Origin of the sequence: Kitasatospora sp. NPDC058032 (genome assembly GCF_042885845.1) — a bacterium.
In the GTDB taxonomy this organism is placed as follows: Bacteria; Actinomycetota; Actinomycetes; order Streptomycetales; family Streptomycetaceae; genus Kitasatospora.
On record NZ_JBHVRK010000003.1, the window covers coordinates 43,918 to 69,560 of the forward strand.

A 25,643-nucleotide genomic window follows, 5' to 3' on the forward strand; every position below is an offset into this window, starting at 1 on the left:
GTGATCGAAGCTTCTTTCATCCGAAATCATTACGAGACACGATAAGCGGAACCGCTTCGTACGCTTTTGAGGTTTCGGCCGGGCGAACCCGGTTCGCGGTGGGGCTCCAGGGGTGGGTGGCGCGCTGCCGCCCGACGCACCGGACCCGACCGCACTCCCCCGACGAGGCCCCACCCGTGAGCACGGCCCCCACCCCGCCGCGACAGCACCGCTACCGCCGCCGGGCCGACATGCCGCTGCTCGGGGGCGTCCGCCCGCCGATCGCCCTGCTGCTCGTCCTGCTCCTCGCCGTCGCCGCGATCACCGCGCTGGCCGTCGGCGGCCTGCGGGTGGACGACACCCCGCAGGCGGTCCGCGAGTCCCACCAGTACGCCGCCGAGGACACCGCCCTGTCCCTGCGGGCGGGCCTGCGGGAGAACACCACCGACCTGCTGCGCTCCGCCGCCCGCTACGACCGGGCGCCCGCCGAGCCCGCCGAGGTGCTCACCGCGCTCGGCCGGGCGTACCGCAAGTGGCGCGGCACCGTGATCGTCCGCCCGGACACCGGCCGGCTGCTCGCCGCCCACGGCGAGACCGTACCGCTGGCCGGCCTCGACCTCGGCCTGGTCACCGACACCGCGCCCGCGCCGCTGCTCGTCCCCTCCGCCGCCGGCACCCGGCTGCTGACCTTCGCGCTGGTCAGCACCGCGCACGACGGCCGGGCGCTGCTGGTCGCCTCCGACAACCTGCGGCTGCCGAACCTCGCCACCCGCGACGGCCAGACCATCCAGGTCCTCGACACCGCCGGCACCGTACTCGACACCACCGGCGCCGGACTCTCCGACGAGACCGCCCGGCAGCTGGTCGCCACCGCCCGGAGCCGCGCCACCGAACGCGTCGCCGAGCGCGCCCCCGCCCCGGGCGGAACCGTCTCCGGCAGCCTGGCCGGCGCCGCCGACCCCCGGGGCGCGCGCCGGGTGGCCGGCTACGCCGCCGTCGCCGGAGCCGACCCGCAGGACCCGGCCACCGCGCTCGGGCTCACCGTCGTCTCCACCGGCGGCGTCGACGGCAAGGCCGCCGGTCTGCGCCACCCGGCGCTCGGCCTGGCCGCCGCCGGCGCCCTGCTGGCACTCGCCCTGCTCCTGGCCCTGTTCCTGCACCGCACCCTGCAGCGTCCGGTGCTGCGGCTCTTCCTGGACGCCCGCCGGCTCACCCGCGGCGAGCTGGACCGCCCGGTCCGCGGCCCGCGGCGCGGCGAGGCCGGGCGGATCGGCCGCGCCCTGGAGGAGCTGCGGCTCCAGCTCCGCGATCCCGCCCGCCCGCCGGCCGCGCCCGCGCCCCGGCGCCGCCGGCCGGGGGTCGTGCTGCCGCTCGGCCTGGCCGCGGCCGTCGTGCTCGGCTGGTCCGGCCCGCTGCTGCTGCTCGGCGGCAACGACGGCGAGGTCCGGGTGCCCACCCAGGTGGTGGCCGGCCAGCGGGACCGCACCGACAACGCCGCCGACCGACTGCGCCAGGCCCTCAACGAGGGCTACGCCGATCTGCGCGCGCTCGCCCCCGAACTCACCACCGCCTCGGTCGGCACCGCCCAGGCGCTGCTGCGCACCGCCCTCGCCCAGCACGAGCGCTACCGCGCGCTGTACGTGCTCGGCGCCGGCGGCGAGGTGCTCGCCCGGGCCGGCGAGGAGCCGCACCGCACCGGCCCCGGGGCGCTCGGCCCGGGCGGCGTGCTGCTGCTCAACAGCTCCGGGAAGGAGCCCCGGATCGCGGCCCGGACGCCGCTCGCCACCCCCGCCACGCCCGTCGACGCCGTCGACGCCGCCGAGGCCGTGGACGAGGCGGCGCCCGTCGGCCCGGTCCTGGTGGGCGAGTTCCGCACCGACTTCCTCGGCGGCCTGCTCGACCGGCCCGGCCTCGGCCGGGTCTGGCTGCTCGACGACCGCCGCCGGGTGCTCGCCGCCAACGAGGCCTACGCCTCCTTCGGCGAGCTCCCCGAGGGCCGCGCCCGGGCCGTCCTGGACACCGTCGCCGGCCCGGGCGGCACGGCAGGCCCGGGCGGCGCGACGAGCCCGGGCGGCGCGACGGGCCCGGCGGCCAAGCACGCCGCCGCCGACGTGCTGCGTTCCGGCGGCGACCCGGTGCTGCTCGCCGCCGCCCCGCTCGGCGGCCGCGGCGCCGTCGCCCGGCTCGGCTGGTCCGTCGTCACCGCCCACCCGGTGTCCTGGCTGCACCTCGACCAGAACCGGGCCGACCGGCGCGCCGTGCTGGCCGGCATGCTCGGCCTGGCCACCGCCGCCCTCTGCCTCGGCTGGCTGTTCGTCGCCGTCGGCCTGCCGCTGCGCCGGCTCGCCGCGAGCGCCGAGGCGCTGGCCGCCGGGGACCGCCGCACCGTGCTCCACCCCGTCCACCACGACGAGGTCGGCGCCGTCGCCCGCAGCCTGGAGCTGATCCGCCAGGACCTGGAGCGCGCCGACCGCGACCGGGCCGACCGCGACCGCGCCGGGCACCCCGCCACCGCCGCCACCAACTTCTGAGAGGGACCCGTGCTCTTCCTCTACCTCGTGCTGCTGGTGTGCTGCGCCGTCCTGCTGGTGGCCGGCATCGTCGAACAGCGCCGGCACTTCGCCGCCCTGGACCAGATCCCCACCCGGGTCCTGGTCAACGGCATCCGCGGCAAGAGCTCGATCACCCGGCTGTGCGCGGGCGCGCTGCGCGGCGGCGGCCTGGTCACCGTCGCCAAGACCACCGGCACCGCGGCCCGGTTCATCCACCCGGACGCCACCGAGGAACCGGTCCACCGCAAGTTCGGCATCGCCAACGTGGTCGAGCAGATCGGCATCGTCCGCCGCGCCGCCACCTACCGGCCGCACGCGCTGGTGATCGAGTGCATGGCCGTCATGCCGGCGCTCCAGGAGGTCAACCAGACCAAGCTGATCCGCTCCACCATCGGCGTGCTGTGCAACGTCCGCGAGGACCACCTCGCCGAGATGGGACCCACCCTGGACGACGTCGCCCGCTCGCTGTCGCGCTCGATGCCGGTCGGGGGCGTCTGCGTCACCGCCGAGCGGGAGCGCGCGCACATCCTGCGCGAGGAGGCCGCCAAGCGGGACTGCGAGCTGATCGTGGTCGACCCGGAGTCGGTCAGCGACGAGGAACTGCGCGGCTTCAGCTGGTTCACCTTCAAGGAGAACGTGGCCATCGCGCTCGCCGTCGCCGAACTGCTCGGCGTGGACCGGCGGACGGCGCTGCGCGGCATGTGGGCGGCGCCGCCGGACCCGGGCGTGCTCTCGGTGGAGCGGTACCGGACGGCGGACGGCAGGCGCCTGCGGTTCGCCAACGTCTTCGCCGCCAACGACCCCGAGTCCACGCTGATGAACGTCCGCCAGCTGGAGAGCCTGGGCGCGATCCACCGCCCGCTGCACGTGGTGGTCAACTGCCGCCCCGACCGGGTCGAACGCAACGGCCAGATGGGCCAGATCGTGCCGGACCTCGATCCGGACACGGTCTTCCTGATCGGCCACCCCACCAGGAGCGCCCGGGACGCGATCCCGGCCGACTGGTCCGGGCGGGTGGTCGACCTCGGCGGCGACCGGCGCGACCCGGCGCGACTGACCGCCGAGCTGCTGGACGCGCTCGGCCCCGACTCCTCGCTGGTGGCGATCGGCAACATCCACGGCCAGGGCGAGCTGTTCCTGGAGGAGCTGGCCCGGCTCGCCCCGGACGACCAGCCGGAGGCCGGGGGCCGGGAAGCCGCCTACCAGCCCGCCTACGCGCCCGTGGACGAGCCGACGGCGTACGAGCCCCCGTACGAGCCGGTGTACGAGCCGGTGTACGAGCCGGTGTACGTCCCCGAGCCGCTGCCCGACTCCTGGTACGGGCCGGCCGAGCCTCCCGGCCGCTACGACCCCCACCCCCCGTACGACCACCCCCCTCACCCCCGCTACGGAGACCGGCCGTGATCCCCACCGAGCTCACCCCCGAGATCGCCGCCCTCGGCATCGCGCTCGGGCTGGTCTTCTCGCTGGTCTGCTACCTGACCACCAACCTCTCCCCCGGCGGCATGATCACCCCGGGCTGGCTGGCCCTGACCCTGGTCGAGGACCTTCAGCGGGTCGCCGTCGTGGCCGGCGTCACCGTGCTCACCTACCTGGCCACCCGGGTGGTCCAGAAGCTGGTGATCCTCTACGGCAAGCGGCTGTTCGCCGCCGTGGTGCTGACCGGCGTCCTGCTCCAGGCCACCGTGATGCTGGTCCTCCAGCACGAGCTGCCCACCCTGTACGCCAACCAGACGCTGGGCTTCATCGTCCCCGGCCTGATCGCCTACCAGCTGGTCCGCCAGCCCCGGGCGGCCACCCTGACGGCGACCACGACCGTCACCCTCGCCACCTACGTGGTGCTCACCGCCGGCGTGCTGCTCGGCGCCCTGCCCGGCACCTGATCCCCGACGCACGAACCCCCGACGCCCGAACCCCCGGAACGCGAACCCGCCGGCACCCGACCTCGGAGCCCGAACCGCCATGCCCGTCACCCCGAAGTCCCTGCTCAGCGGCGGCCTCGCCGTCACCCTGCTGGCCGCCGGCGGCTACCTCACCGTCCAGCTGCGCGAGCGCGAGCGCGGGCCCGCCCCGGTCGGCGGCACCGCACCGCTGCTCACCGCGCCCGCCTCGCCCGCCCCGGGCACCGCCGCCGCGGCCACCGGCCCGCGCTACGAGCGGCTCACCGGCCCCGACCGGACGGTGGTGCGCGACGCGCGCGGCGGCGTCCTCGCCACCCTGACGGACGGCGCCCGCACCGCCGTACTGACCGGCCCGAGCCGCACCTTCGCCGAACCGGGGACCACCACCGCCGTCCTGACCGGCGACAGCTGGGTGCGGCTGATGCCGCAGCCGTGGCGGGCCGGGGCCCAGGACGAGGCCTGGTTCCGCGGCTGGTTCGGCCAGTACCTCGGCTCCACCGAGGACGACGTGCTCGCCGTCGCCACCCAGTACCTGGCGGGCGCACCGGAGGGCAAGGACGGCAAGGGCGTCCGCTTCCGGGGCGACGCCTCGTTCGGCCCGCTCAACCCCGACGGCTCGGCCGGCAACGACCTGCGCCTGGAGCAGACCGACTTCCTCGACTACCTCGGCGTCCCGTACACCTTCGCCGACAAGGTCACCAAGCGCCCGGACCGGACCCGCTTCGGCGCCTTCGACTGCTCCGGCTTCGTCCGCATGGTGTACGGCTACCGGTCCGGCTACCCGCTGCTGTCCAGGGACGCGTCCGGCCCCGGCCTGCCCCGCACCGCCAACGGCCTGGCCCGGCTGGGCCCGGGGGTACCGGTGCTGCCGCTGACCACCGTGCCCGGCTCGGACACCACCGTGCGGCCGGCCTCGACCGATCCGCTGCTCCCGGGCGACCTGGTGTTCTTCGAGATCGACGCCCGCACCGGCGCCCGGCTCGACCACACCGGCATCTACCTGGGCCTGGACACCGACGGCCACCCCCGCTACATCTCCAGCCGCGAGGAGGCGGACGGCCCGACCTTCGGCGACAAGGGCGGCACCGCCCGGCTGGACGACAACGGGATGTACGCCACGGGCCTGCGCAGCGCGAAGCGGCTGTGACCGGGCGCCGCCATGCCCCGCACCGGCGCGCCGCGCCCGGCCGGTGCCCCGAGCTGTGCGTTCGGGCCATCCGGGTAACGATCCGGCACGTCGTACCAGGAACTTCTACGCGCGTAGCCGTTTCCCGTCTATCCTCGGACACGTGAACGCATCTCCTCAGTCGGTCGTCTCCGCCGACCCCTACGCCGCCGCCCAGGCCGCCGCCGCGCGCCTGCGCGAGCTGACCGGTGCCGAGCGCCACGACGTCGCCCTGGTGATGGGCTCCGGCTGGGTGCCGGCCGCCGACGCCCTCGGCGAGACCGTGGCGGAGTTCCCGGTCACCGACCTCCCGGGCTTCCCCGCCCCCGCCGTGGCCGGCCACGCCGGCACGATCCGCTCGGTGAAGATCGGCGAGAAGCGCGCCCTGATCTTCCTCGGCCGCAACCACTACTACGAGGGCCACGGCGTCGCCACCGTCGTCCACGGCGTGCGCACCGCCGCCGCGGCCGGCTGCGGGATCATCGTGCTGACCAACGGCTGCGGCGGCCTGCGCCCCACCTGGGTGCCCGGCCAGCCGGTCCTGATCAGCGACCACATCAACCTGACCGCCGACTCCCCGATCGTCGGCGCCAACTTCGTCGACCTCACCGACCTCTACTCCAAGCGGCTGCGCGAGCTGTGCCGCGAGGTCGACCCGAGCCTCGACGAGGCGGTCTACGTCCAGTTCCGCGGCCCGCACTACGAGACCCCGGCCGAGGTCAACATGGCCCGGGTGATCGGCGGCGAGCTGGTCGGCATGTCCACCACCCTGGAGGCCATCGCCGCCCGCGAGGCCGGCGCCGAGGTGCTGGGCATCTCCCTGGTCACCAACCTGGCCGCCGGCATGACCGGCGAGCCGCTCAACCACGCCGAGGTGCTGGAGGCCGGCAAGGCCTCCGCCGAGCGGATGGGCGCGCTGCTGGCCAAGGTCCTGGAGCGGATCTGACGCCGGAACGGGTGCGGACGGCATGAGCGACGGGGCCCGGGGCGGGTGTGATCGGGTGATCACACCCGCCCGCGGGCCCCGTCCGCGTCCGCCGGCCCGACACGCCCCGTCCGGACGGAGGTCCGCCCGGGCCGCCACCGCGCCGTACGTTTCGTCCCGTCCCGGCCGGGCACCGCGCCCGGCCACCGCCGCCCGTCTCCGCACGTCCGTCTCCCCCCGGCCCGTCCCACCGGCCCCGGGCCGGGGCACCCTCACCGGCCGACCACCGACGCACTTCCCGATGGAGCTGCAGCCATGACGCAGGCAACCACCACCGACCTCCTCGCCCGGGCCCGCACCTGGCTGGCCGAGGACCCGGACCCGCAGACCCGCGAGGAACTCGCCGCGCTGCTCGCCGACGCCGAGGGCCCCGAGGCCGATTCGACGGCCAAGCTGGCCTGGGCCGAGCTGGCCGGGCGCTTCGCCGGCCGCCTCCAGTTCGGCACCGCCGGCCTGCGCGGCGAACTCGGCGCCGGACCGATGCGGATGAACCGCGCCGTGGTGATCCGGGCCGCCGCCGGCCTGGTCTCCTACGTCAAGCAGCAGGGCCTCGGCGACCTCGTGGTGATCGGCTACGACGCCCGCCACAAGTCCTACGACTTCGCCCGCGACACCGCCGCCGTGGTCGTCGGCGCCGGCCTGCGCGCCGCGCTGTTCCCGCGCCCGCTGCCCACCCCGGTGCTCGCCTTCGCCGTCCGCCACCTCGGCGCGGCCGCCGGCGTGACCGTCACCGCCAGCCACAACCCGCCGCAGGACAACGGCTACAAGGTCTACCTGGGTGACGGCTCGCAGATCGTGCCGCCGGCCGACGCGGGCATCGCCGCCGGGATCGACGCGATCGGCTCGCTCACCGAGGTCCCGCTCGCCGGGAGCGGCTGGGAGACCGTGGACGAGTCGGTGGTCGAGGCCTACCTGGACCGCGCCGCGTCCATCGTCGACCCGCACAGCGCCCGCGACCTCGCCGTCGTCTACACCCCGATGCACGGCGTCGGCCGCGACACCTTCCTCGCCGCCATGGACCGGGCCGGCTTCCCGGCGCCCACCGTGGTCGCCGAGCAGGCCGAGCCGGACCCGGACTTCCCGACCGTCGCCTTCCCCAACCCGGAGGAGCCGGGGGCGATGGACCTCGCCTTCCGCACCGCCGCTGCGGCCGGGCCGGACATCGTCATCGCCAACGACCCGGACGCCGACCGCTGCGCGGTGGCCGTCCCCGCCAACGGCGACGCCGCCGGCGGCGGGCAGGTTGCGAACGGCTGGCGGATGCTGCGCGGCGACGAGGTCGGTGCGCTGCTCGGCGCCGCGCTGGTCGCCAAGAAGGCCGCCGGCACCTTCGCCACCACCATCGTCTCCTCCACCCTGCTCGGCCGGATCGCCGAGGCCGCCGGGCTCGGCTACGCGGAGACCCTCACCGGCTTCAAGTGGATCTCCCGCGCCGAGGGCCTGCGCTACGGCTACGAGGAGGCGCTCGGCTACTGCGTCGACCCGCAGGGCGTGCGCGACAAGGACGGCATCACCGCCGCCCTGCTGGTCGCCGAGCTCGCCGCCACCCTCAAGCAGTCCGGCCGCACCCTGGCCGACCTGCTCGACGACCTGGCGCTGGAGCACGGCCTGCACGCCACCGACCAGCTGTCGGTCCGGGTCGAGGACCTCTCCCTGATCGCCGACGCCATGCGCACCCTGCGCGAGCAGCCGCCCACCACGCTGGCCGGCCTCACCGTGACCCGCGCCGACGACCTCGCCGCCGGCTCCGCCGAGCTGCCGCCCACCGACGGCCTGCGCTATCACCTGGCCGGCGAGGCCGTCCGCTCGGCCCGCATCGTGGTCCGCCCCTCCGGCACCGAGCCCAAGCTCAAGTGCTACCTGGAGGTCGTCCTCCCGGTCGCCTCCGCCGCCGACCTCGCGGGCGCCCGCACCCGCGCCGCCGAACTGCTCGCGAGGATCAAGCACGACCTGGCCGCGGCCGCCGGCATCACCGCCTGACGGTCCGGACAACGGGGAAGGGCCCGCCGGTTCGGCGGGCCCTTCCCCGTTGTCGTCGTGTTCGGTCGGCTCAGACCGCGATCACCGTGATCAGCGCCGCCAGCCCGGCCAGGGTCGGGGCGATGATCCACCAGCACCAGCGGACCTCGACCGGCCCGGTGGCGTCGGGGTGGGAGGCGTTGCGCTCGGCCATCTCCTGGAGGATGTTGACCACCTGGTCGGACCAGGCCCGGGTGGGGTCCGACGAGCCCTGCACGCCGGGGCCGGACGGGGCGCCGCCCTGGCCGAACATCAGGCCGAGCCGGGAGGTGTGCTGCGGCCGGCCGGCGCGGTCCTGGGCGCGGGCCGCGCGCTTGCGCTGGCGCAGCGACACCGGCACCGCCCACACCTGGAACTTCCTGCCGTCGGCGAGCAGCTCCACCGAGTACCCGGCGCGCAGCGCGTCGACCGAGGCCCAGGGGGCGGTGATGGTGCGCAGCGGATTGCGCACCACCAGCCGGCGCGCGTTGGCGCGGACGGCGGGGCGCAGTGTGTACGCGATGACGGGGAGGGCGAAGACCGGGACGGCGGCCAGCGACACCCACGGCGTCTTGCCGGTGCCGTTGAGGGCGGCGTCCCCGATCAGCCAGGCCGCCACGGCCAGCAGCAGCACACCGGAGATCACGCCGGGAACGGAGCGGTACACGCGGTCGGCGTACACGGGCTCACCATCGGAGCCGGCCGGGCCCTGGTGGGGCCTGCCGTCGGAATCGGTCATGTCGACGATTCTGCCGCATGCCCCCGGGTATCCACAGGGGCGGCGATCACACCCGCAGGTCTCGGTCCGGCATCGATGCGTTCCGGGCCTAGCGACGGACTACGCGCGTAGATATGCTGGTGTGGTGACTATGTCCACTCTTGCAGCCAACGCCCAAGGCGTCGCGGGCAGCGGTCTCGCGGACGTCGCTGCGTCCGAGGCCTCGCTCCGCCGCTTCCTGCACGGCCTGCCCGGTGTCGACCAGGTCGGCCTGGAGGCGCGTGCCGCCACTCTCGGTACCCGCTCGATCAAGACCACGGCCAAGGCGTACGCCATCGACCTGGCCATCTCGATGATCGACCTGACCACGCTGGAGGGCGCGGACACGGTCGGCAAGGTGCGCGCGCTGTGCGCCAAGGGCAGGAACCCCGACCCGACCGACCCGGGCACCCCCCGCGTCGCCGCGATCTGTGTCTACCCGGACATGGTCGCCACCGCGAAGGAGGCGCTGCGGGGCACCGACATCCAGGTCGCCTCGGTCGCCACCGCCTTCCCGGCCGGGCGCGTCGCGCTGCCGGTCAAGCTCGCCGACACCGCCGACGCGGTCGCCGCGGGCGCCGACGAGATCGACATGGTCATCGACCGGGGGGCCTTCCTCTCCGGCCGCTACCTGGACGTCTTCAACGAGATCGTCGCGGTCAAGGAGGCCTGCCGCCGTCCCGACGGCAGCGCCGCGCACCTCAAGGTGATCTTCGAGACCGGCGAGCTGCAGACCTACGACAACGTCCGCCGGGTCTCCTGGCTGGCGATGCTGGCCGGCGCCGACTTCATCAAGACCTCCACCGGCAAGGTCGCCGTCAACGCGACCCCGCCGGTCACCCTGCTGATGCTGGAGGCGGTCCGCGACTTCCGCGCGGCCACCGGCGTGCAGGTCGGCGTGAAGCCCGCCGGCGGGATCCGCACCACCAAGGACGCCATGAAGTACCTGGTGATGGTCAACGAGACCCTCGGCGACGACTGGCTGACCCCGCACTGGTTCCGCTTCGGCGCCTCCAGCCTGCTCAACGACCTGCTGATGCAGCGCCAGAAGCTGACCACCGGACGGTACTCCGGCCCCGACTACGTGACGGTGGACTGATCACCATGGCCAAGAAGAAGAACACCGAGGAACCCGCGGCCCAGAAGCCGGCGGGCGGCCTCTTCACGTACGCCCCGGCGCCCGAGTCGCCCGCCGCGGCCGGCGACATCGCCGCCTCCTACGGCCACTTCATCGGCGGCGAGTTCGTCGACTCCTCGGGCAGCGAGGCGCTGAAGACGGTCAACCCGGCCACCGAGCAGGTGCTCGCCGAGTTCGCCCGGGGCACCGAGGAGGACGTCGACCGCGCGGTCGCCGCCGCCCGCAAGGCCTTCGCCGACTGGTCGGCGCTGCCCGGCAGCGAGCGCGCCAAGTACCTGTTCCGGATCGCCCGGATCATCCAGGAGCGCAGCCGCGAGCTGGCGGTGCTGGAGTCGATCGACAACGGCAAGCCGATCCGCGAGACCCGCGACGTCGACCTGCCGCTGGTCGCCGCGCACTTCTTCTACTACGCGGGCTGGGCCGACAAGCTGGACCACGCCGGCTTCGGCCCGAACCCGAAGCCGCTGGGCGTGGCCGGCCAGGTCATCCCGTGGAACTTCCCGCTGCTGATGCTGGCCTGGAAGATCGCCCCGGCGCTGGCCACCGGCAACACGGTCGTGCTGAAGCCGGCCGAGACCACCCCGCTGACCGCGCTGCGCTTCGCCGAGATCTGCCGTCAGGCCGGTCTGCCGAAGGGCGTCGTCAACATCGTCACCGGCGACGGCCGCACCGGCGCCGCGCTCACCGCGCACCCGGACGTCAACAAGGTCGCCTTCACCGGCTCCACCCCGGTCGGCCGGGCCATCGCCAAGCAGGTGGCCGGCACCCGCAAGAAGCTGTCGCTGGAGCTGGGCGGCAAGGCCGCGAACATCGTCTTCGACGACGCGCCGATCGACCAGGCCGTCGAGGGCATCGTCAACGGCATCTTCTTCAACCAGGGCCACGTCTGCTGCGCGGGTTCGCGCCTGCTGGTCCAGGAGTCGGTCCAGGACGAGCTGCTGGCCGCGCTGAAGCACCGGATGGGCACCCTGCGGGTCGGCGACCCGCTGGACAAGAACACCGACATCGGCGCGATCAACTCCGCCGAGCAGCTGGCCCGGATCACCGCGCTGGCCGAGGCCGGCGAGGCCGAGGGCGCCGAACGCTGGTCGCCCGCCTGCGAGCTGCCGGGCGCCGGCTTCTGGTTCCGCCCGACCGTGTTCACCGGCGTCAGCCAGGCCCACCGGATCGCCCAGGAGGAGATCTTCGGCCCGGTGCTGTCGGTGCTGACCTTCCGCACCCCCGCCGAGGCGGTCGAGAAGGCCAACAACACCCCCTACGGGCTCTCCGCCGGCATCTGGACGGAGAAGGGCTCGCGCATCCTCTGGATGGCGAACAGGCTCAGGGCCGGCGTGGTCTGGGCCAACACCTTCAACAAGTTCGACCCGACGTCGCCGTTCGGCGGCTACAAGGAGTCGGGTTACGGCCGCGAGGGTGGCCGGCACGGTCTGGAGGCCTACCTCGATGTCTGATGTCGTGAGCCGTCTTGATGTCCTCAAGACCTACAAGCTGTACGTCGGCGGGAAGTTCCCGCGCTCCGAGAGCGGGCGGGTGTACGAGGTGACGGACGCGAAGGGCGAGTGGCTGGCCAACGCCCCGCTCGGGACCCGCAAGGACGCCCGCGACGCGGTCGTGGCCGCCCGCGCGGCGGTCAAGGGCTGGGCCGGCACCACCGCGTACAACCGCGGCCAGGTGCTGTACCGGGTCGCCGAGATGCTGCAGGGCCGCCGCGAGCAGTTCGCCGCCGAGGTGGCGCTCTCCGAGGGCATCGGCCCGAAGAAGGCCGCCGCCCTGGTGGACGCGGCGATCGACCGCTGGGTCTGGTACGCGGGCTGGACCGACAAGGTGGCCCAGATCGCGGGCGGCGCCAACCCGGTCGCCGGCCCCTACTTCAACCTCTCCACCCCGGAGCCGACCGGCGTGGTCGGGATCGTCGCCCCGCAGGCCGGCTACGGGCACTCGCTGCTCGGCCTGGTGTCGGTGATCGCCCCGGCCATCGCCACCGGCAACACCGTGGTGGTGGCGGCCGCGGCCGACGCCCCGCTGCCCGCGCTGTCGCTGGGCGAGGTGCTGGCCACCTCGGACGTCCCGGGCGGCGTGGTCAACCTGCTGTCCGGCCGGACCGCCGACATCGCGCCGACCCTGGCCTCGCACCAGGACATCAACGCCCTGGACCTCACCGGCGCGATCGCCGCCGACGGTCCCGGCGCGGCGGGCGCGCTGGAAGCGCTTGCCGCAGATACCCTGAAGAGGGTGATCCGCCCGGAGCTGGACCCGTTCGCCCAGGACTGGACCAATGCTCCCGGAACGGACCGGCTACTCTCCTTCCTGGAGACCAAGACGGTCTGGCACCCGATGGGGATCTGACCACCGGATCCCCGCAGCGGCTACACTCCGTGGCCGCGAGTTGGTGACACAACTCCACAGACTGGCCGTCCCCCGTGCCCTCTCCCCCCCAGGGCCCGGACGGTCACAGGACGGACCCGCGCCTCTCCCCCCCTGGCGCGGGTCCGTCGACTTCCTCCCGCTTCTTCCCGGGATGCTTCCTCCCAGGGATCCGGAGGATCCGGGGGATCCGACCGGTTTCGGCATCGGGCCCCGATGCGTCAGACTGGTGTCCCGTGAGTGACTCCCCGTTGAACCCTGTGCCGATAGCCCGCGCCCGGGTGGTCCTGCTCGCCGGGCCCTCCGGATCGGGGAAGTCCTCGCTCGCCGAGCGCAGCGGCCTGCCGGTGCTCCAGCTCGACGACTTCTACAAGGACGGCGACGACCCGAGCCTGCCGCGGCTGCCCGACGGCGCGGTGGACTGGGACTCCCCGCTGGCCTGGCACCGCGAGCAGGCCGTCGAGGCCATCCGCGAGCTGTGCACCACCGGCCGGGCCGAGGTACCGGTGTACTCGATCCCGGACAACGGCCGCGTCTCCACCCGGGTGCTGGAGCTCGACGGGGCCGGCGCGTTTGTCGCCGAGGGCATCTTCGCCGCCGAGATCACCGCCGACTGCGCCGCCGGAGAGTTGCTCGGCGACGCCCTGTGCCTGCGCAACGGCGCGCTGACGACCGCCTGGTGGCGGCTGCGCCGGGACGTCCGCGAGGGCCGCAAGTCGCTGCCGGTGCTGCTGCGGCGCGGCTGGCGGCTGATGCGGGCCGAGCGGGAGATCGTCGGGCGGCAGGTCGCGCTGGGCGCCCACCCGTGCGCCGGGCCGGAGGCCGGACGGCGGATCCGCGCGGCGGCCGCCGCCGGGGAGCTGTCCGCGGTCTGACGCGGCGACCGGGAACGCGGAACGGCGGGCCGGTGCGTCTCCCCCGCACCGGACCCGCCGCCTTCCCCGGACGTCCGTGGTTCCCCTCCCGGTGCCGCCGCTCCCCCGAGCCGGCGCCACCCGTACCGCGTCCGTCCTGCTACCCGTCCCCCGACGGGAGTCCCGTCCGGCCCCACCCCCACGGCGGGCCGGAACGCCTCGGTTCCCGCTACGCGACCAGCTCGCCGAACGCCCGCAGGGTGTCACCCGAGGTGTTCAGCTGCTCGTCGTCGCGCAGCCGGCGCAGCGCGCGCCAGATGCTGCTCTTGACCGTGCCGACGCTGATGCCGAGCACGTCGGCGATCTCCGGGTCGGTCTTGCCCTCGTAGTAGCGCAGCACCAGCATGGTGCGCTGGTTCTCCGGCAGCTTGGCCAGCGCCTGCCAGAGCACGGCGCGCAGCTCGGTGCCGCCCATCGCGTCGGTGTCGCCGACCGTCTCCGGCAGCTCCTCGGTCGGGTACTCGTTGACCTTGCGGCGCCGCCAGGCGGAGATGTGCAGATTGGTCATGGTGCGGCGCAGGTAGCCCCCGACCGCGGCCTTGTCGGTGATCCGGCCCCAGGCGCGGTAGGTGCTGAAGAGCGCGCTCTGCAGCAGGTCCTCGGCCTCGTAGCGGTCGCCGGTCAGGTGGTAGGCGGTGGCGTACAGGGAGGCGCGGCGCTCGCGCACGTACGCGGTGAACTCGGTGACGTGGTCCTCGGCGACGGCGGGGCGCTCCCCCTGCGCCTCGTCCCGCCGGGCCTCGGTCCGCTGCACCTCGGTCCGCTGCGCCCCGGTGGCGGGCGCCGCCACCGGGCTCAGCCGCAGCAGCGTCGCACCGGCGGCCTCGCGGCCGGCCGACTCCCCCGAGTCGGCCTTCCGCAGGCCCGTCCCCCCGATGCCCCGGTTCCCCCCCAGGGCGTCCTTGTCCTCGACGCGGATGGGGAGGACCCCCCGCAGCGTCAAGGTGGAGGCGGAGTCGGCCGCGTTCCCCCGGTGGCCGATCCCGTACAGCTCCCCCGTCCTGCCGCCGCCGCTCACCCGGCGGGCGACAGTGCTTCCACCGGTGCTGTGCGCGCACCCCCGTGCGATCACGGCACCGGAGCTCTCCTCGGTCCCGGCCGCCGGCCGGGTCAGGAAGGCGGTGGCCGATGAACGCGCGGTGCGGACAGCCGGGTTGGTCCGGGTCTGAAGCGTGGCGTTCATCGTGCGCCCCCTTGGTCGGTTCGAGTTCCGTTGCCGCCGCCCCGGCCGGCCGATTGGCCCGCTGTCCTGCGGCGACATCGAAAATCCTGCCCGCCGGTTGTGATGGCGCTGTCCGTCGACTGTCACAGGGCTGTCACAGGGCCGGGCCTTTCGTCCCGAACACGCTCCCGTTGTTGACGGACGCCGGTCACGGGCGTTCTGGTTCCCTGGCGCTCCCGCGCGGGCGGTGCCCCGGCCCGGGACGGTGGATGGGGGGTGATTACCCGCTCCGGGTGAGCCAGAATGAGGCCGTGCCTTTCCTCCTTCTGATCGAGGACGACGACGCCATCCGCACCGGCCTCGAACTCGCCCTCACCCGCCAGGGCCACCGCGTGGCCACCGCCGCCTCCGGCGAGGACGGTCTGCGGCTCTTCAAGGAGCAGCGGCCGGACCTCATCGTGCTCGACGTCATGCTGCCCGGCATCGACGGCTTCGAGGTGTGCCGCCGGATCCGCCGCACCGACCAGCTGCCGATCATCCTGCTGACCGCCCGCTCCGACGACATCGACGTCGTGGTGGGCCTGGAGTCGGGTGCGGACGACTACGTGGTCAAGCCGGTGCAGCCGCGCGTGCTGGACGCCCGGATCCGGGCCGTGCTGCGGCGCGGCGAGCGGGAGAGCTCGGACTCCTCGGTCTACGGCAGCGTGGTGATCGACCGGGCGGCGATGACCGTCACCAAGGACGGCGCGGACCTCCAGCTCACCCCGACCGAGCTGCGGCTGCTGCTGGAGCTCAGCCGGCGGCCCGGGCAGGCGCTGTCGCGCCAGCAGCTGCTGCGGCTGGTCTGGGAGCACGACTACCTGGGCGACTCCCGGCTGGTGGACGCCTGCGTCCAGCGGCTGCGGGCCAAGGTCGAGGACGTGCCCTCGGCCCCGACGCTGATCCGCACGGTGCGCGGCGTCGGCTACCGGCTGGACCCTCCGGCGTGACCGCCGCTCCCCGTCCGGCGCGGGCGATATCCCGCCTCGCGCACTGACCTTCCGCAACGACAGGCTCCCGTGACCAACCATCAGACGACGGCCCGGTTCTCCTCCGGCCCGTGGCGACGGCTGCGCTCGCTGCGCGTGCGGCTGATCGCGGTGTTCGCGGCGGTCGCGCTGCTCACCGCCGTCTCGGCCTCCGGCATCGCGTACTGGCTCAACCGCGACGCGGTGCTCAAGCGCGCGCAGGACACCGCGCTCAACGACTTCCGGGTCTCGCTCAGCCGCAATGTGTCGAACCTGCCGCTGAACGCCACCTGCGAGGACCTGAACGCGCTGGCGAGCATCGTCGCGAGCTCCGGGCTCAGCTACGACGTGGTGGTGGCGGACCCGGCCCTGCCGGACTGCATCGCCTCCTCCAGCCCCTCGCAGTACACGCTGGCCAATGTGCCGACGGCGCTGCAGACCGCGGTCGGCAAGCCGCGCGAGATCACCGACTCCAACCCGTACACGTACCACCTGTACTGGCAGCGGCAGAACCTCGACGGCCGGCCGTTCGTGATCGGCGGCACCAAGGTGGTGCCGACCGGCCCGACCGCGTACATGTTCAAGTCGCTGGAGAACGAGCGGGCCGACCTCAACACGCTCGGCTGGTCGCTGGCCATCGCCACGCTGCTGGCGCTGATCGGCTCGGCGCTGCTCGCGCAGGCGGCCTCGGCGACGGTGCTGCGGCCGGTGCGCCGGCTCGGCGACGCGGCCCGGCGGCTCGGCGAGGGCCATCTGGACACCCGGCTGGAGGTCGACGGCTCGGACGAACTCGCCGATCTGGCCCGGACCTTCAACCGGACCGCGGAGTCGCTGCACGAGCAGGTGGAGGAGCTGAGCGCGCGCGAGGCGCAGAGCCGCCGGTTCGTCGCCGACATGTCGCACGAGCTGCGCACCCCGCTGACCGCGATGACCGCCGTGACGGACATCCTGGAGGACGAGGCGGAGTCGCTGGACCCGATGATCGAGCCGGCGGTGCGGCTGGTGGTCAGCGAGACCCGCCGGCTGTCCGACCTGGTGGAGAACCTGATGGAGGTGACCCGCTTCGACGCCGGCACGGCCAAGCTGGTCGCCGACGAGGTGGACATCGCGGACCTGATCATGTCCTGCATCGACGGCCGGGCCTGGTACGACGCGGTCGAGCTGGACGCGCCGCGCGGGGTGCGGGCGGTGGTCGACCCGCGCCGGCTGGACGTGGTCTTCGCCAACCTCATCGGCAACGCGCTCAAGCACGGCGGCTCGCCGGTGCGGGTGCGGGTGCGGGAGGACGGGGACAGCGTGGTCGTCGAGGTGTCGGACAGCGGTCCGGGCATCCCGGAGGACGTGCTGCCGCACGTCTTCGACCGGTTCTACAAGGCCGACAAGGGGCGGGCGCGCTCGGAGGGCAGCGGCCTCGGCCTGTCCATCGCGATGGCCAACGCGCAGATCCACGGGGGGACCATCACCGCCGCGAACGGCGAGGTCGGCGCGGTGTTCACGCTGACCCTGCCGCGGACCCCACCGCCTCCGCCGCCGGCCGACACCACCCCCGAGGAGGGTGCCCAGTGAGACGACGCCCGTTCGCCGCCGCCGCGCTGCTGGGGCTGGCCGCGCTGGCCACCGCCTGCGGCATCCGCCCGACCGCCGTCCCGGTGGACGCGGGCGCGCCCGCCAGCCGGACCGCCTGCCCGACCGTGGCGCGGATACCCACGGCACCGAGCGCGCCGACGCCGACCGCGGGGGTGGGGGCCGCCGCCCAGGCGCCGGCGCACGCCGCCACGGTGCGGGCCGGTGCGCCGACCGGTGCGCCGACCGGGCCGCCCGGCGTGCAGCCGGCCGCCTCGCCGTCGCCCGTCGTGGTGTCGCCGACGCCGCCGGCGGACAACGTGTTCGGCGCGCTGCCGTCGCCCACCGCCTCCACCACGGCGCCCTGCCGCTGATCGCGCGGGCCGCGGGGGCCGTCCGGTTCACCGGGCGGCTCCCCCGCGGCCTCCGCCGGATTCCCGGCGCGCGATGCGAAGTTCACACCGGGCATGGAACCGTCACGCCGCCGGTGCACGTCCTTCCCCCCGTGCAGCGAGATGGCACCAGGCCACGTGAGGAGCGTGCCGGCGTGCGGACCGAGACCGGACGGGCGACGGCCGTCCATCGTTCCCAGCGTCCACTACGGGTGGTGGGTCTGCTCGGCCTCACCCTCCACCTGGCACTGGTGGGCTGGATGGTGCTGAGACCGCTGCCGGTGGCCTGGGTCGACGATGCCAACCTGACGCCACTGGGCTCGCTCCGCTCCTCCAGCGGGGGTCAGGTGCTCGGCGAACTGCTGCTGCTCTGCCCGCTCGGCTTCTTCCTCCCGCTCGCCGGAGGCCGGCTGACCACCCGCTGGCTGCCGTCCTTCCTGCGCACCACCGGCGCCTCGGCCCTGCTGGCCACCGCGCTGGAGTTCCTCTCCTCCTGGGCCCCGGGCCATGTGCTCAACGTGGACCACATCCTGTTCGCCGTCGTCGGCGTCGCGGCCGTCCACCTCGCCCTGGTCCCCGCCGGCCGCTCCTTCCTGCTGCGGCACGCCACGGCACCCCGGGTACCGGCTCCGTCCTCCGCGCCGCTCCCGGCTCCGGTTCCGGCTCCGGTCCCGGCTCCGGCGGTCCCCGCCGTCTACCCCGAGCCGGTCTCCAGCCACGGGCACTGAGGCCCGGAAGCGCTCGCCGGACACCACGGCCACCCGGCGGCCTCGCACGGCCCGGGGTCGATCGACTCCCCCGGCCCGGGGGCGGGACGGCCGCACTCCAGGCAGGACAGCGCGACCTCGGCCCCGGCCCCGCGCAGCCGCTCCGCCGTCCGGCGCACATCGGACAGGTAGTGCTCCTCGACGCGGACCGGAGCCCGGTCCAGCAGGCACTTGATCTCCCAGAGGTTCAGCTCGCCCCGTGCGCGGAGCACCTGGTAGACGGCGATCCTGCGCTCGCCCACCCGGGTGACGACGGCGTCGAACTGCGGCTCCTCCACGCCCCCTGCTCAGCCCGCGCGGCGGACCCGGCCGCCGACCTCGACCAGGCCGTCGGGCGTGATGCCCGTGACGAGCTGCGAACCGCACCCCTGGGTGATCGTCAGACCGCGGCCCAGTTCGGCGGTCAGCAGGATCGCGGCCGCCCCGGTGGCCTCGTCCTCGTCGATGCCGTCGTCCCGGCCCGGGAAGGCGCGGGCGCGGACGGTGCCCGCCGCCTCGTCCTGCCAGGCCCAGGCGTAGATCCACTCGCCCGGCGGCGGCACCGCCAGGGCGTCCACCTCGGCCGGCGTCGCGTGCCGGCGCAGCGTGCGCGGCGGGGCCCAGGCGGCGGGGGCGGCGATCCGGGTGAACGCTCCGTCGTGCCGGACGCCGACCACGCCGGCCCGGGTGACCAGCCGGTCCACGCCCAGCAGCCAGGCGGCGCCGACGCACGGGTGGCCGGCGAACGGCAGGCGCAGGCCCGGGGTGTAGATGTCGATGACGCCGCGCCGCGGATCGTCGACGAACACCGTCTCGCTGAAGCCGAGTTCCCGGGCGATCGCCTGGCGGTCGCGCTCGCCGGGGACGGCGGCGCCGTCGCGCACGACGCCCAGCGCGTTGCCGTGGTCGCCGTCCGGGCCGCAGAACACGTGCAGCACCTCGTGGTCGGTCATCGCTCGCTCACCCCTGTCCGGCCGCCCCGCCGGGGCCCGCCGCCGGGCCGCGCACCGGGCGCGGGGCGGGGTTCGGGCGCGGGGCGGCGTTCGTTCCCGGATTCACCCCCGGGTTCGTCCCCGGCCCCGTCCCCGGGCCGCCGGCCGGGCGGGGCGCACGGGCGGCGAGGGCCGGGCGGGCCTTCTGCCGGCGGTGGGCCACCAGCAGCGTACCGATGCCCATCGCGATCGAGGTGGCACCGGTGATCGCCATCGGGGTGTTGGTCGACGAGCCGCCGGTGGAGGCGAGGTCCACGGACGGCGCGGGGGCCGCCACGGTCACGGTGACGGCCGGCGCCGGGGCGGTGGGCGCGTCCTCCGACGGCTGGGGGGTCCGCGTCGCCGGGACGGCCGCCGTCGAGCCGCTCGCCTCCGGGGTCGGGGTGACCGCCGCGAGGGCGACCGCCGGGCCGCCGCCACCGGACGTGCTCGGCGCGGTGGCCGACGGCTCGGCGGGGACGGTCGGGGCGGCGCCGTCGGTGGCGGAGGGGCTCGGTGCGGCGGTCGGCGTGACCGGCGCGGGTGCGGCCACGGTGACGTCGACCGACGAGCTGGCGGCCGGCACCCCGGCGCCGCCCCCGGCGAGGGGCAGGCTGGTCCCGGCGAACTGCACCGACACGACGCCCGACGGGACGTCCTGGCCGAACGCCAGCCGCACGTTGAGCGTCCGGGACTCGCCGTCGCGCAGGCGCACCAGGGAGGCGTCCCGGTCCGGCAGGCGCAGCACGAGCGTGGCCGTCCCGGCCGCCGTCCGGCCGCTGTCGACGGTGGCCGCCGTCCACTGCCCGTCAGGGGTCTGGAAGTCCACTGCGACCGCCCCGGCCGCGGGCAGGGCCGCGCCCCGGAGGGTGAGTTCGGGCTGGAAGGCGACGTCCTTGCCGCTGCGGTTGGTGAGCGTCAGCCGGAACGGCCTGGCCTCGCCGCCGGAGGTGAAGGCGGCGGGCACCGCGTCCAGGCCGAGGTACGGCACGCCGGGCGCGGGGGCGGACGTCGGCGTGCCGGTGGGGGCGGCGACGGTGGTGAACTCCTGGGGCGCGGTGTTCGCCTCGGAGATCCGGCTCTCCGGCGGCAGGGTCGGGTCGGAGACCATCGCCCGGAAGCTGCCGGTGGCCCGGCCGGCGGGCGCGGCGGCGGTGACGGCGATCCGCAGCCGGTAGCTCACCGAGGAACCGGCGGGCAGGCTCAGCCGGGTGGCGAAGGTGTCGAGGTCCCAGGTGGCGCCGACGGCGGCGCCCGGGCTGAGCGCGGCGGGCTTCCAGGCGCCGCCGCCGGGGGCCTGGTAGTCCAGCTTGAGCTGGGTCTCGCGGACGCCGGAGTCGGTGGCGCCGACGGTGAAGCCGGTGGTGACGTTGACCGCGTGGTCGGCGGAGTTGCGCAGGGTGGCGACGAACTCGGCGGCCGGGCCGCCGGCCGTGAGGGTGGTGGGGAAGGCGGTGAGGGTGGTGGTCACCGGGCCGCGCTGCTCCTGGGGGCCGAGGGCCGGCCCGGGGGTGGCCTGGCCCTGGGCCGCCTGCCGCACCGTCGTCCCGGTGGCTCCGCCGGAAAGCGGCAGCGCGGCAGCGCCCGGGGCGGCCGCGGTCAGGGCCACGCCCGAGACCAGGGTGGCGGCGGCGAGGGCGAGGGATCTGCGGGGCTGAGTACGCAAGGGAGACCTCACGGAAGAAAGGCGGGCGAACCCGACGAACCCGGCAGCAGGCGGTTCGCCGAGGTGGGGGGCCGCTCCGGGACTCTCACCCGGGTCGCTGCTTCGCCCCCCAACCACCAGCGACGGGCGCATCATATCCGAACGCGCGGACGCTTCCTGAGCGGTTTTCAAGGGGTGGGAAGGAGGTTCGCCGGGCGGATTCGGCGATGACACCGTGACGAAATCGTGAGGACGGATGTCGGCGGGCTCCAGTACTGTGCGCACTCGTCCCCGGCGGTCCGCCCCGAGCGTTCCGCCCGTCCCCCGGAACCACTGGAATCACCTTCGTGAATCTCGACTTCGACGCCGATCCGCTCTTCTCCTGGTACGTCGTGCTGCTCGCCGTCAGCGGCATCGCGCTGCTGGTCATCGGCGCCGTCAACCTCGGTGGCCTGAAGATCGGCTGGCGCCTCCTCAACCTGCTCGCCGGCCTCGGCTTCACCGGCTACGCGTACTACCTCGCGTTCGTCTTCGAGGGCGGCACGTACACGCTGTTCTTCAAGGCGTTCATCCTGCCGGTGGCGCTGATAGCCAACGCGGTGAAGGCGCTGGTCGCGCGCTCCCAGACACCGGCCGCGCCGGCCGCGCCGCCGGTCCCGGCGGCCTCGCCGTACCAGCCCAACGCCCAGTACCCGCAGGGCGGCCAGTACCCGCAGCAGGGCGGTCAGTACCCGCCGGCTTCTCCGTACCAGCCGCAGGCGGCCCAGTACCCGCCGGCTCCCCAGGTTCCCCAGGCTCCGCAGGCGCCGCAGCAGGGCTGAGCCCCCGCCTGCCGTCCGCCGTCCGCCGTCCGCCGTCCGCCGCCGGGTGGTGCCCCTCGGACCGGGGTGCCACCCGGCGGCGTCCGGGCGCCTCAGCTCACGGCGTCAGCCGGTGCACGTCGCGCGGGAAGAGAGCCGTGCGGCGGACGTTCTCCTCCCCCGTCAGCCGCGCCGTCCAGCGTTCCAGCCCCAGCGCGAACCCGCCGTGCGGCGGCATGCCGTGGGCGAAGGCCCGCAGGTACCCCTCGTACGGCCCGGCCGGCTCGCCGCGGGCGGCGAGGGCCGCCAGGTAGTCCTCGTACCGGTGCAGCCGCTGGCCGCCGGTCACCAGCTCCAGTCCGCGGAAGAGCAGGTCGAAGCTGTTGGAGTACTCCGGCCGACCCGGCTCTGGGTGGGTGTAGAACGGCCGCTTGCGCATCGGGTACCCGGTCACGAACAGGAACGGGCTGCCGTGCTCGCGCTGCGCCCACGCGCCGAGCCACCGCTCGTGCGCCGGCGCGAGGTCCGGTTCGTCGGCGCCCAGCATCCGCATCGCCTCGGCGAAGTGCAGCTGCGGGATCTCCTCCGGCACGGCGGGCGGCTCGACGCCCAGGACCGCGAGCGCGTCCCCGGCCCGTTCGGCGACCGCCCCGACCATTCCGGCGAGGGCGGCGCGCACCACCACCATGACGTCCCGGTGGTCGGCGACGAAGCCCAGCTCGGCGTCCAGGCTGGTGTACTGGGCCAGATGACGGGCGGTGTCATGGGGTTCGGCCCGGAACACCGGCCCGGTCTCGTAAACCCGCTCGAAGACACCGACCATCGCCTGCTTGAAGAACTGCGGCGACTGCGCCAGGTACGCCTCGCGCCCGAACCAGTCCAGCGCGAAGACGTTCGCGCCGGACTCGGTCGCCGAGGAGACCACCTTCGGTGTGTGGATCTCGGTGAAGCCGAGGCCGTCGAGCGCCGCCCGGAAGCCGTGCACGGAGGCCGCCGAGACGCGGTGCAGCGCCGCCAGCCGGGGGTGGCGCAGGGTGACGGGCGCGCCGTCCAGGACGACCGGCAGCGCGGCCGGGACGGCCGGGCGGAAGAGGTCGAACGGCGGGGCCGCGACGGGGCGGGCGAGCACCTCCACGGCCGGGCCGGTCAGCTCGACGCCGTTCGGCGCCTGGGCGCTGGCCGTGACGGTGCCGCGCACGCGCAGCACCGTCTCCTCGGGCAGGTCGGCCGTCCCGGCGGGGGCCACCACCTGGGCGAGGCCCGAGCGGTCGCGCAGGACGAGGAAGGTCACGGACTTCAGCGCGCGGCGGCGGTGCAGCCAGCCGGCGAGTTCGACGGTGTCGCCGATCCGGCCGGGCAGTTCGGCGGCCAGGACGCGGGCGGGGTCGGCGGTGCTGGGGATGTCGGTGGTGCTGGGGTGGATCATCGCGGCCCTCCGGGGGCGTCGTGGTGATCCCTTGGGAGTACGGGCGAGAAGGGGACTCGCGGTGCCACCGCACTTTCGCCACCGTCGCCGGGGCGGGCGGCGGCCTCGTTCGGCCCGGTGACGGGGGCCGGCCGGCGGGGCATTTCCTCCCCGCGCTCCGGAGTGTCTTCCCTCCCGGACGCGAGGCCGCCTTCACAGCAGCCGGCGGCTCTCTCGGCTCACGGGGCCCGGAGGTACTCGTCTCCGTCGACGTGTTGCGGCGAGGTTAGGACGCCACCGGCCGTCCCGGCAACGGCATTTCCGACCGGCGGCCGCTACGCTGCCCGGATGACCCAGCCGTCCAGCACCCCGTACGACCTGGTGATCGTCGGCGGCGGCCCGGCCGGCTGCGCGGCGGCGGTGATGGCCGCGAGCGTCGGACTGCGCTCGGCGCTCGTCGAAGGGCGCGGCCTGGGCGCCACCCTGCGGCGCGTCCCGGCGGTGGCCAACGTCCTCGGCTTCACCACCGGCACCGCCTACGCCGACGCCCTCGCGGCGGACGTCCGGCGGGTCGCCGACTCCTGCGACCTCCTGCTCGGCACCCCGGCGACGGAACTGCGCGCCGACGACGAGGGCGTCACCGTCCGGCTCGCCTCGGGCACCGCCGTCCGAGGCCGCTACGCCGTCGCCGCCACCGGCGTGCGGGCGGCCCGTCCCGAGGAGGCCGGCTGGCTCGGCTCCGCCCCGGGCCTGGCGCCGCCACCGCTCTGGGAGGCGGACGTCACCCGCCTGTCCGGCCGCCGCGCCCTCGTCCTCGGTGCCGACCGCCCCCTCGGCACCCTGCTGCGCGCCCACCCCGACGCCCCGCTCGACCTGCTCGTCCCGCACCCGCCGGCCGACGCCTACAAGGCCGACGAGGTCCGCGCCGACCCGCGCGCCACCCTCCTCCAGCTCGACGCTCTCACCCTCCACCCCACCCCCGAAGGCCGCATCACGGCGGGCGGGTTGGGCACCTTCGAGGCCGACGCCGTGTTCGTGAACCTCGGCGTCCGCCCGGCCGCCCTCCCCGGCGACCTCACCCCCACCCCCGACGGCTACTGCCCGCCCGACCGCCAGCACCCCCGCATCCTCACCGCCGGCGACCTCCGCTCCCCCCGCGCCCAGCGCATCATGACCGCCACCGGCTCCGGCGCCGAAGCCGCCCTGCACGCCTACTACGCCCTCCGCCTCGGCGGGTGACGGCCCGGCCGATCAAGGGAGACCACCGATGGACGACGAGGAGAGCCTGCGCCGCTTCGGTCTCCGCCCCGCTCGCGCGCACCTCGACGAGATCCGCGAACTGCTCGGCGAGCACACGGCACGTGAGCGGCGCGCCCAGGGCGAGGGCGACACCGAACTGATGAAGCTCTGCTGCGTCCAGCTGTTCAACAGTGGTGACCTCGACGACGCCCTGCTCATCTGGAGCGCGCGGGAGGCGAGCTTCGACGCCGCGTGCTCGATCGACGTCGAGTTCCTTCTCGGCCACGGGATCGAGATGACGAAATCCCACCTCGCGGCCCACCCCTCACCGTCCGCCCCGGCGGTGCTGAACCGACTCCGCGACCTCGAATCGAAGGGCGCGTTCGAGGGCTTCTCGGTGCAGGAGTTCGCGGCCGGCTACGACAGGTACTACGAGGAGGACTGAGCCCGACGGTCCGGCTGGTGCTTCTCAATAACCCGAAGAGCCCCAGAAGACCACCTCGTCCGGCCGGTCGGCGACGTGGAGCACGGTGCAGCGGCCCATCCAACGCCCAGGGGCCAAACCGTTGTGCGCGTCGTCCTCTTCGATCCGCGACCAGTCGGCGAGGGTGGGCCGCGGTGTGCCGAAGAGGGCCAGCACCTCGTGGTCCGCCACGGGGTAGAGCCGGTGGAAGTAGGTCCTGCCGCGCAGGTCGGCGTCCAGCGCGGCCGGATCCCCGAACTCGTAGATGTCGAGGATGGAATGAGTGCCGCCCTCCATCCCCTCCCCGTCCGCCAGGAGGTCCATCAACTCCGCGACCGTCGCGGGCGGCATCTCGCCCTCCATGGGCCGGTACTGGTAGTCACCGCCGGCGAGCACCTCCAGCTTCAGCGCCTCAAGCGAGTCGGCGAAGCTGCCGAGCCAGCGCGTTCGATAGGTCCACCCGGTTCCGCCCACAGTCGGTCGCTCCTTCGTCCACC

The 25,643-nt window shown here is 74.8% G+C and carries 24 protein-coding genes; 17 read left to right on the forward strand and 7 right to left on the reverse strand.

Annotated features, from left to right (window positions below; translation table 11 throughout):
• The first annotated feature begins 176 nt into the window (after positions 1–176).
• The 6 genes from ACFVUH_RS05610 (at position 177) to ACFVUH_RS05635 (ending at position 8,562) form a co-directional block, all read left to right on the forward strand.
• Positions 177–2,510, forward strand: coding sequence for a HAMP domain-containing protein (locus ACFVUH_RS05610; RefSeq protein WP_387911387.1), 2,334 nt, complete (start codon positions 177–179; stop codon positions 2,508–2,510).
• Between the two features lie 9 nt (positions 2,511–2,519).
• Positions 2,520–3,935, forward strand: a complete 1,416-nt coding sequence (gene pgsB / locus ACFVUH_RS05615; protein WP_387911389.1) for a poly-gamma-glutamate synthase PgsB — start codon at positions 2,520–2,522, stop codon at positions 3,933–3,935.
• Complete coding sequence (locus ACFVUH_RS05620; RefSeq protein ID WP_355358742.1) at positions 3,932–4,414, forward strand: poly-gamma-glutamate biosynthesis protein PgsC/CapC; 483 nt, start codon at positions 3,932–3,934, stop codon at positions 4,412–4,414. Before pgsB ends, ACFVUH_RS05620 begins: the two co-directional genes overlap by 4 nt.
• Before the next feature lie 79 nt (positions 4,415–4,493).
• Entirely contained in the window at positions 4,494–5,579 is a 1,086-nt protein-coding gene (locus ACFVUH_RS05625) for an NlpC/P60 family protein (protein ID WP_387911391.1), read from the forward strand.
• A gap of 142 nt (positions 5,580–5,721) precedes the next feature.
• Positions 5,722–6,543 carry a purine-nucleoside phosphorylase gene (locus tag ACFVUH_RS05630; protein WP_355358736.1) on the forward strand — a complete coding sequence of 274 codons (822 nt, stop codon included), beginning with the start codon at positions 5,722–5,724 and terminating at the stop codon, positions 6,541–6,543.
• Between the two features lie 294 nt (positions 6,544–6,837).
• Positions 6,838–8,562, forward strand: coding sequence for a phospho-sugar mutase (locus ACFVUH_RS05635; RefSeq protein WP_387911393.1), 1,725 nt, complete (start codon positions 6,838–6,840; stop codon positions 8,560–8,562).
• 70 nt (positions 8,563–8,632) lie between these two features.
• On the opposite strand, the gene ACFVUH_RS05640 is transcribed toward ACFVUH_RS05635, so the two are convergent.
• Positions 8,633–9,319 (reverse strand): PH domain-containing protein, encoded by a 687-nt coding sequence (locus ACFVUH_RS05640; protein WP_355358715.1) that lies wholly within the window; start codon positions 9,317–9,319, stop codon positions 8,633–8,635.
• A gap of 130 nt (positions 9,320–9,449) precedes the next feature.
• On the opposite strand from ACFVUH_RS05640, the gene deoC reads away from it, so the two are divergent.
• The 4 genes from deoC to ACFVUH_RS05660 all read left to right on the forward strand — a co-directional run bounded on the left by deoC (position 9,450) and on the right by ACFVUH_RS05660 (position 13,714).
• Entirely contained in the window at positions 9,450–10,436 is a 987-nt protein-coding gene (deoC, locus tag ACFVUH_RS05645) for a deoxyribose-phosphate aldolase (protein WP_355358712.1), read from the forward strand.
• A 5-nt stretch (positions 10,437–10,441) separates the two neighbouring features.
• A complete protein-coding gene (locus ACFVUH_RS05650; protein ID WP_355358709.1) occupies positions 10,442–11,926 on the forward strand; it encodes an aldehyde dehydrogenase family protein in 1,485 nt (494 codons plus the stop codon).
• Positions 11,919–12,821, forward strand: coding sequence for an aldehyde dehydrogenase family protein (locus ACFVUH_RS05655; RefSeq protein WP_387911397.1), 903 nt, complete (start codon positions 11,919–11,921; stop codon positions 12,819–12,821). The genes ACFVUH_RS05650 and ACFVUH_RS05655 overlap by 8 nt, the downstream gene beginning before the upstream one ends.
• A gap of 254 nt (positions 12,822–13,075) precedes the next feature.
• The gene (locus ACFVUH_RS05660; protein WP_387911399.1) at positions 13,076–13,714 is read left to right on the forward strand and encodes a uridine kinase; all 639 of its coding nucleotides are present in this window, start codon (positions 13,076–13,078) and stop codon (positions 13,712–13,714) included.
• 208 nt (positions 13,715–13,922) lie between these two features.
• On the opposite strand, the gene ACFVUH_RS05665 is transcribed toward ACFVUH_RS05660, so the two are convergent.
• On the reverse strand, positions 13,923–14,825 hold the full coding sequence (locus ACFVUH_RS05665) for a SigE family RNA polymerase sigma factor (RefSeq protein ID WP_387911812.1): 903 nt from the start codon (positions 14,823–14,825) through the stop codon (positions 13,923–13,925).
• 401 nt (positions 14,826–15,226) lie between these two features.
• Here ACFVUH_RS05665 and ACFVUH_RS05670 point away from each other — a divergent pair, with 401 nt between their 5' ends.
• From ACFVUH_RS05670 to ACFVUH_RS05685, 4 genes are all read left to right on the forward strand, one after another.
• Positions 15,227–15,904 carry a response regulator transcription factor gene (locus ACFVUH_RS05670; protein WP_350553901.1) on the forward strand — a complete coding sequence of 226 codons (678 nt, stop codon included), beginning with the start codon at positions 15,227–15,229 and terminating at the stop codon, positions 15,902–15,904.
• A 69-nt stretch (positions 15,905–15,973) separates the two neighbouring features.
• Entirely contained in the window at positions 15,974–17,488 is a 1,515-nt protein-coding gene (locus ACFVUH_RS05675) for an ATP-binding protein (protein ID WP_387911401.1), read from the forward strand.
• Positions 17,485–17,859, forward strand: a complete 375-nt coding sequence (locus ACFVUH_RS05680) for a hypothetical protein (protein WP_387911403.1) — start codon at positions 17,485–17,487, stop codon at positions 17,857–17,859. Before ACFVUH_RS05675 ends, ACFVUH_RS05680 begins: the two co-directional genes overlap by 4 nt.
• A 173-nt stretch (positions 17,860–18,032) precedes the next feature.
• On the forward strand, positions 18,033–18,605 hold the full coding sequence (locus ACFVUH_RS05685) for a VanZ family protein (RefSeq protein WP_387911404.1): 573 nt from the start codon (positions 18,033–18,035) through the stop codon (positions 18,603–18,605).
• Here ACFVUH_RS05685 and ACFVUH_RS05690 read toward each other — a convergent pair.
• Genes ACFVUH_RS05690 through ACFVUH_RS05700 form a run of 3 tightly spaced genes read right to left on the reverse strand, consistent with a single transcriptional unit; the run spans position 18,572 to position 21,260 of the window.
• Entirely contained in the window at positions 18,572–18,922 is a 351-nt protein-coding gene (locus ACFVUH_RS05690; RefSeq protein ID WP_387911406.1) for a ribosomal protein L7/L12, read from the reverse strand. The two genes, ACFVUH_RS05685 and ACFVUH_RS05690, sit on opposite strands and share 34 nt — an antisense overlap.
• 9 nt (positions 18,923–18,931) lie before the next feature.
• On the reverse strand, positions 18,932–19,576 hold the full coding sequence (locus ACFVUH_RS05695) for a PhzF family phenazine biosynthesis protein (protein ID WP_387911408.1): 645 nt from the start codon (positions 19,574–19,576) through the stop codon (positions 18,932–18,934).
• A 7-nt stretch (positions 19,577–19,583) separates the two neighbouring features.
• Positions 19,584–21,260 carry a hypothetical protein gene (locus ACFVUH_RS05700; RefSeq protein ID WP_387911410.1) on the reverse strand — a complete coding sequence of 559 codons (1,677 nt, stop codon included), beginning with the start codon at positions 21,258–21,260 and terminating at the stop codon, positions 19,584–19,586.
• A gap of 326 nt (positions 21,261–21,586) precedes the next feature.
• Between ACFVUH_RS05700 and ACFVUH_RS05705 the strand changes: the two genes are divergently transcribed.
• On the forward strand, positions 21,587–22,060 hold the full coding sequence (locus ACFVUH_RS05705) for a hypothetical protein (RefSeq protein ID WP_387911411.1): 474 nt from the start codon (positions 21,587–21,589) through the stop codon (positions 22,058–22,060).
• A gap of 97 nt (positions 22,061–22,157) precedes the next feature.
• Here ACFVUH_RS05705 and aspS read toward each other — a convergent pair whose 3' ends face one another.
• A complete protein-coding gene (aspS, locus tag ACFVUH_RS05710) occupies positions 22,158–23,465 on the reverse strand; it encodes an aspartate--tRNA(Asn) ligase (protein ID WP_387911412.1) in 1,308 nt (435 codons plus the stop codon).
• A 327-nt stretch (positions 23,466–23,792) separates the two neighbouring features.
• On the opposite strand from aspS, the gene ACFVUH_RS05715 reads away from it, so the two are divergent.
• Positions 23,793–24,683, forward strand: coding sequence for an FAD-dependent oxidoreductase (locus ACFVUH_RS05715; RefSeq protein ID WP_387911414.1), 891 nt, complete (start codon positions 23,793–23,795; stop codon positions 24,681–24,683).
• Positions 24,684–24,711: 28 nt separating this feature from the next.
• Positions 24,712–25,128 (forward strand): hypothetical protein, encoded by a 417-nt coding sequence (locus tag ACFVUH_RS05720; protein ID WP_387911416.1) that lies wholly within the window; start codon positions 24,712–24,714, stop codon positions 25,126–25,128.
• A gap of 24 nt (positions 25,129–25,152) precedes the next feature.
• On the opposite strand, the gene ACFVUH_RS05725 is transcribed toward ACFVUH_RS05720, so the two are convergent.
• Positions 25,153–25,620: a hypothetical protein gene (locus tag ACFVUH_RS05725; RefSeq protein ID WP_387911418.1), complete on the reverse strand. Its 468-nt coding sequence runs from the start codon at positions 25,618–25,620 to the stop codon at positions 25,153–25,155.
• Positions 25,621–25,643: the final 23 nt, after the last annotated feature.

What these genes read in the sequence shown, in the direction of transcription:
- aspS (WP_387911412.1), bottom strand. Translation starts at nt 23,465, where the DNA reads ATGATCCACCCCAGCACCACCGACATCCCCAGCACCGCCGACCCCGCC.
- ACFVUH_RS05655 (WP_387911397.1), top strand. Translation starts at nt 11,919, where the DNA reads ATGTCTGATGTCGTGAGCCGTCTTGATGTCCTCAAGACCTACAAGCTG.
- ACFVUH_RS05625 (WP_387911391.1), top strand. Translation starts at nt 4,494, where the DNA reads ATGCCCGTCACCCCGAAGTCCCTGCTCAGCGGCGGCCTCGCCGTCACC.
- ACFVUH_RS05695 (WP_387911408.1), bottom strand. Translation starts at nt 19,576, where the DNA reads ATGACCGACCACGAGGTGCTGCACGTGTTCTGCGGCCCGGACGGCGAC.
- ACFVUH_RS05715 (WP_387911414.1), top strand. Translation starts at nt 23,793, where the DNA reads ATGACCCAGCCGTCCAGCACCCCGTACGACCTGGTGATCGTCGGCGGC.
- ACFVUH_RS05650 (WP_355358709.1), top strand. Translation starts at nt 10,442, where the DNA reads ATGGCCAAGAAGAAGAACACCGAGGAACCCGCGGCCCAGAAGCCGGCG.
- deoC (WP_355358712.1), top strand. Translation starts at nt 9,450, where the DNA reads ATGTCCACTCTTGCAGCCAACGCCCAAGGCGTCGCGGGCAGCGGTCTC.
- ACFVUH_RS05635 (WP_387911393.1), top strand. Translation starts at nt 6,838, where the DNA reads ATGACGCAGGCAACCACCACCGACCTCCTCGCCCGGGCCCGCACCTGG.
- ACFVUH_RS05640 (WP_355358715.1), bottom strand. Translation starts at nt 9,319, where the DNA reads ATGACCGATTCCGACGGCAGGCCCCACCAGGGCCCGGCCGGCTCCGAT.
- ACFVUH_RS05720 (WP_387911416.1), top strand. Translation starts at nt 24,712, where the DNA reads ATGGACGACGAGGAGAGCCTGCGCCGCTTCGGTCTCCGCCCCGCTCGC.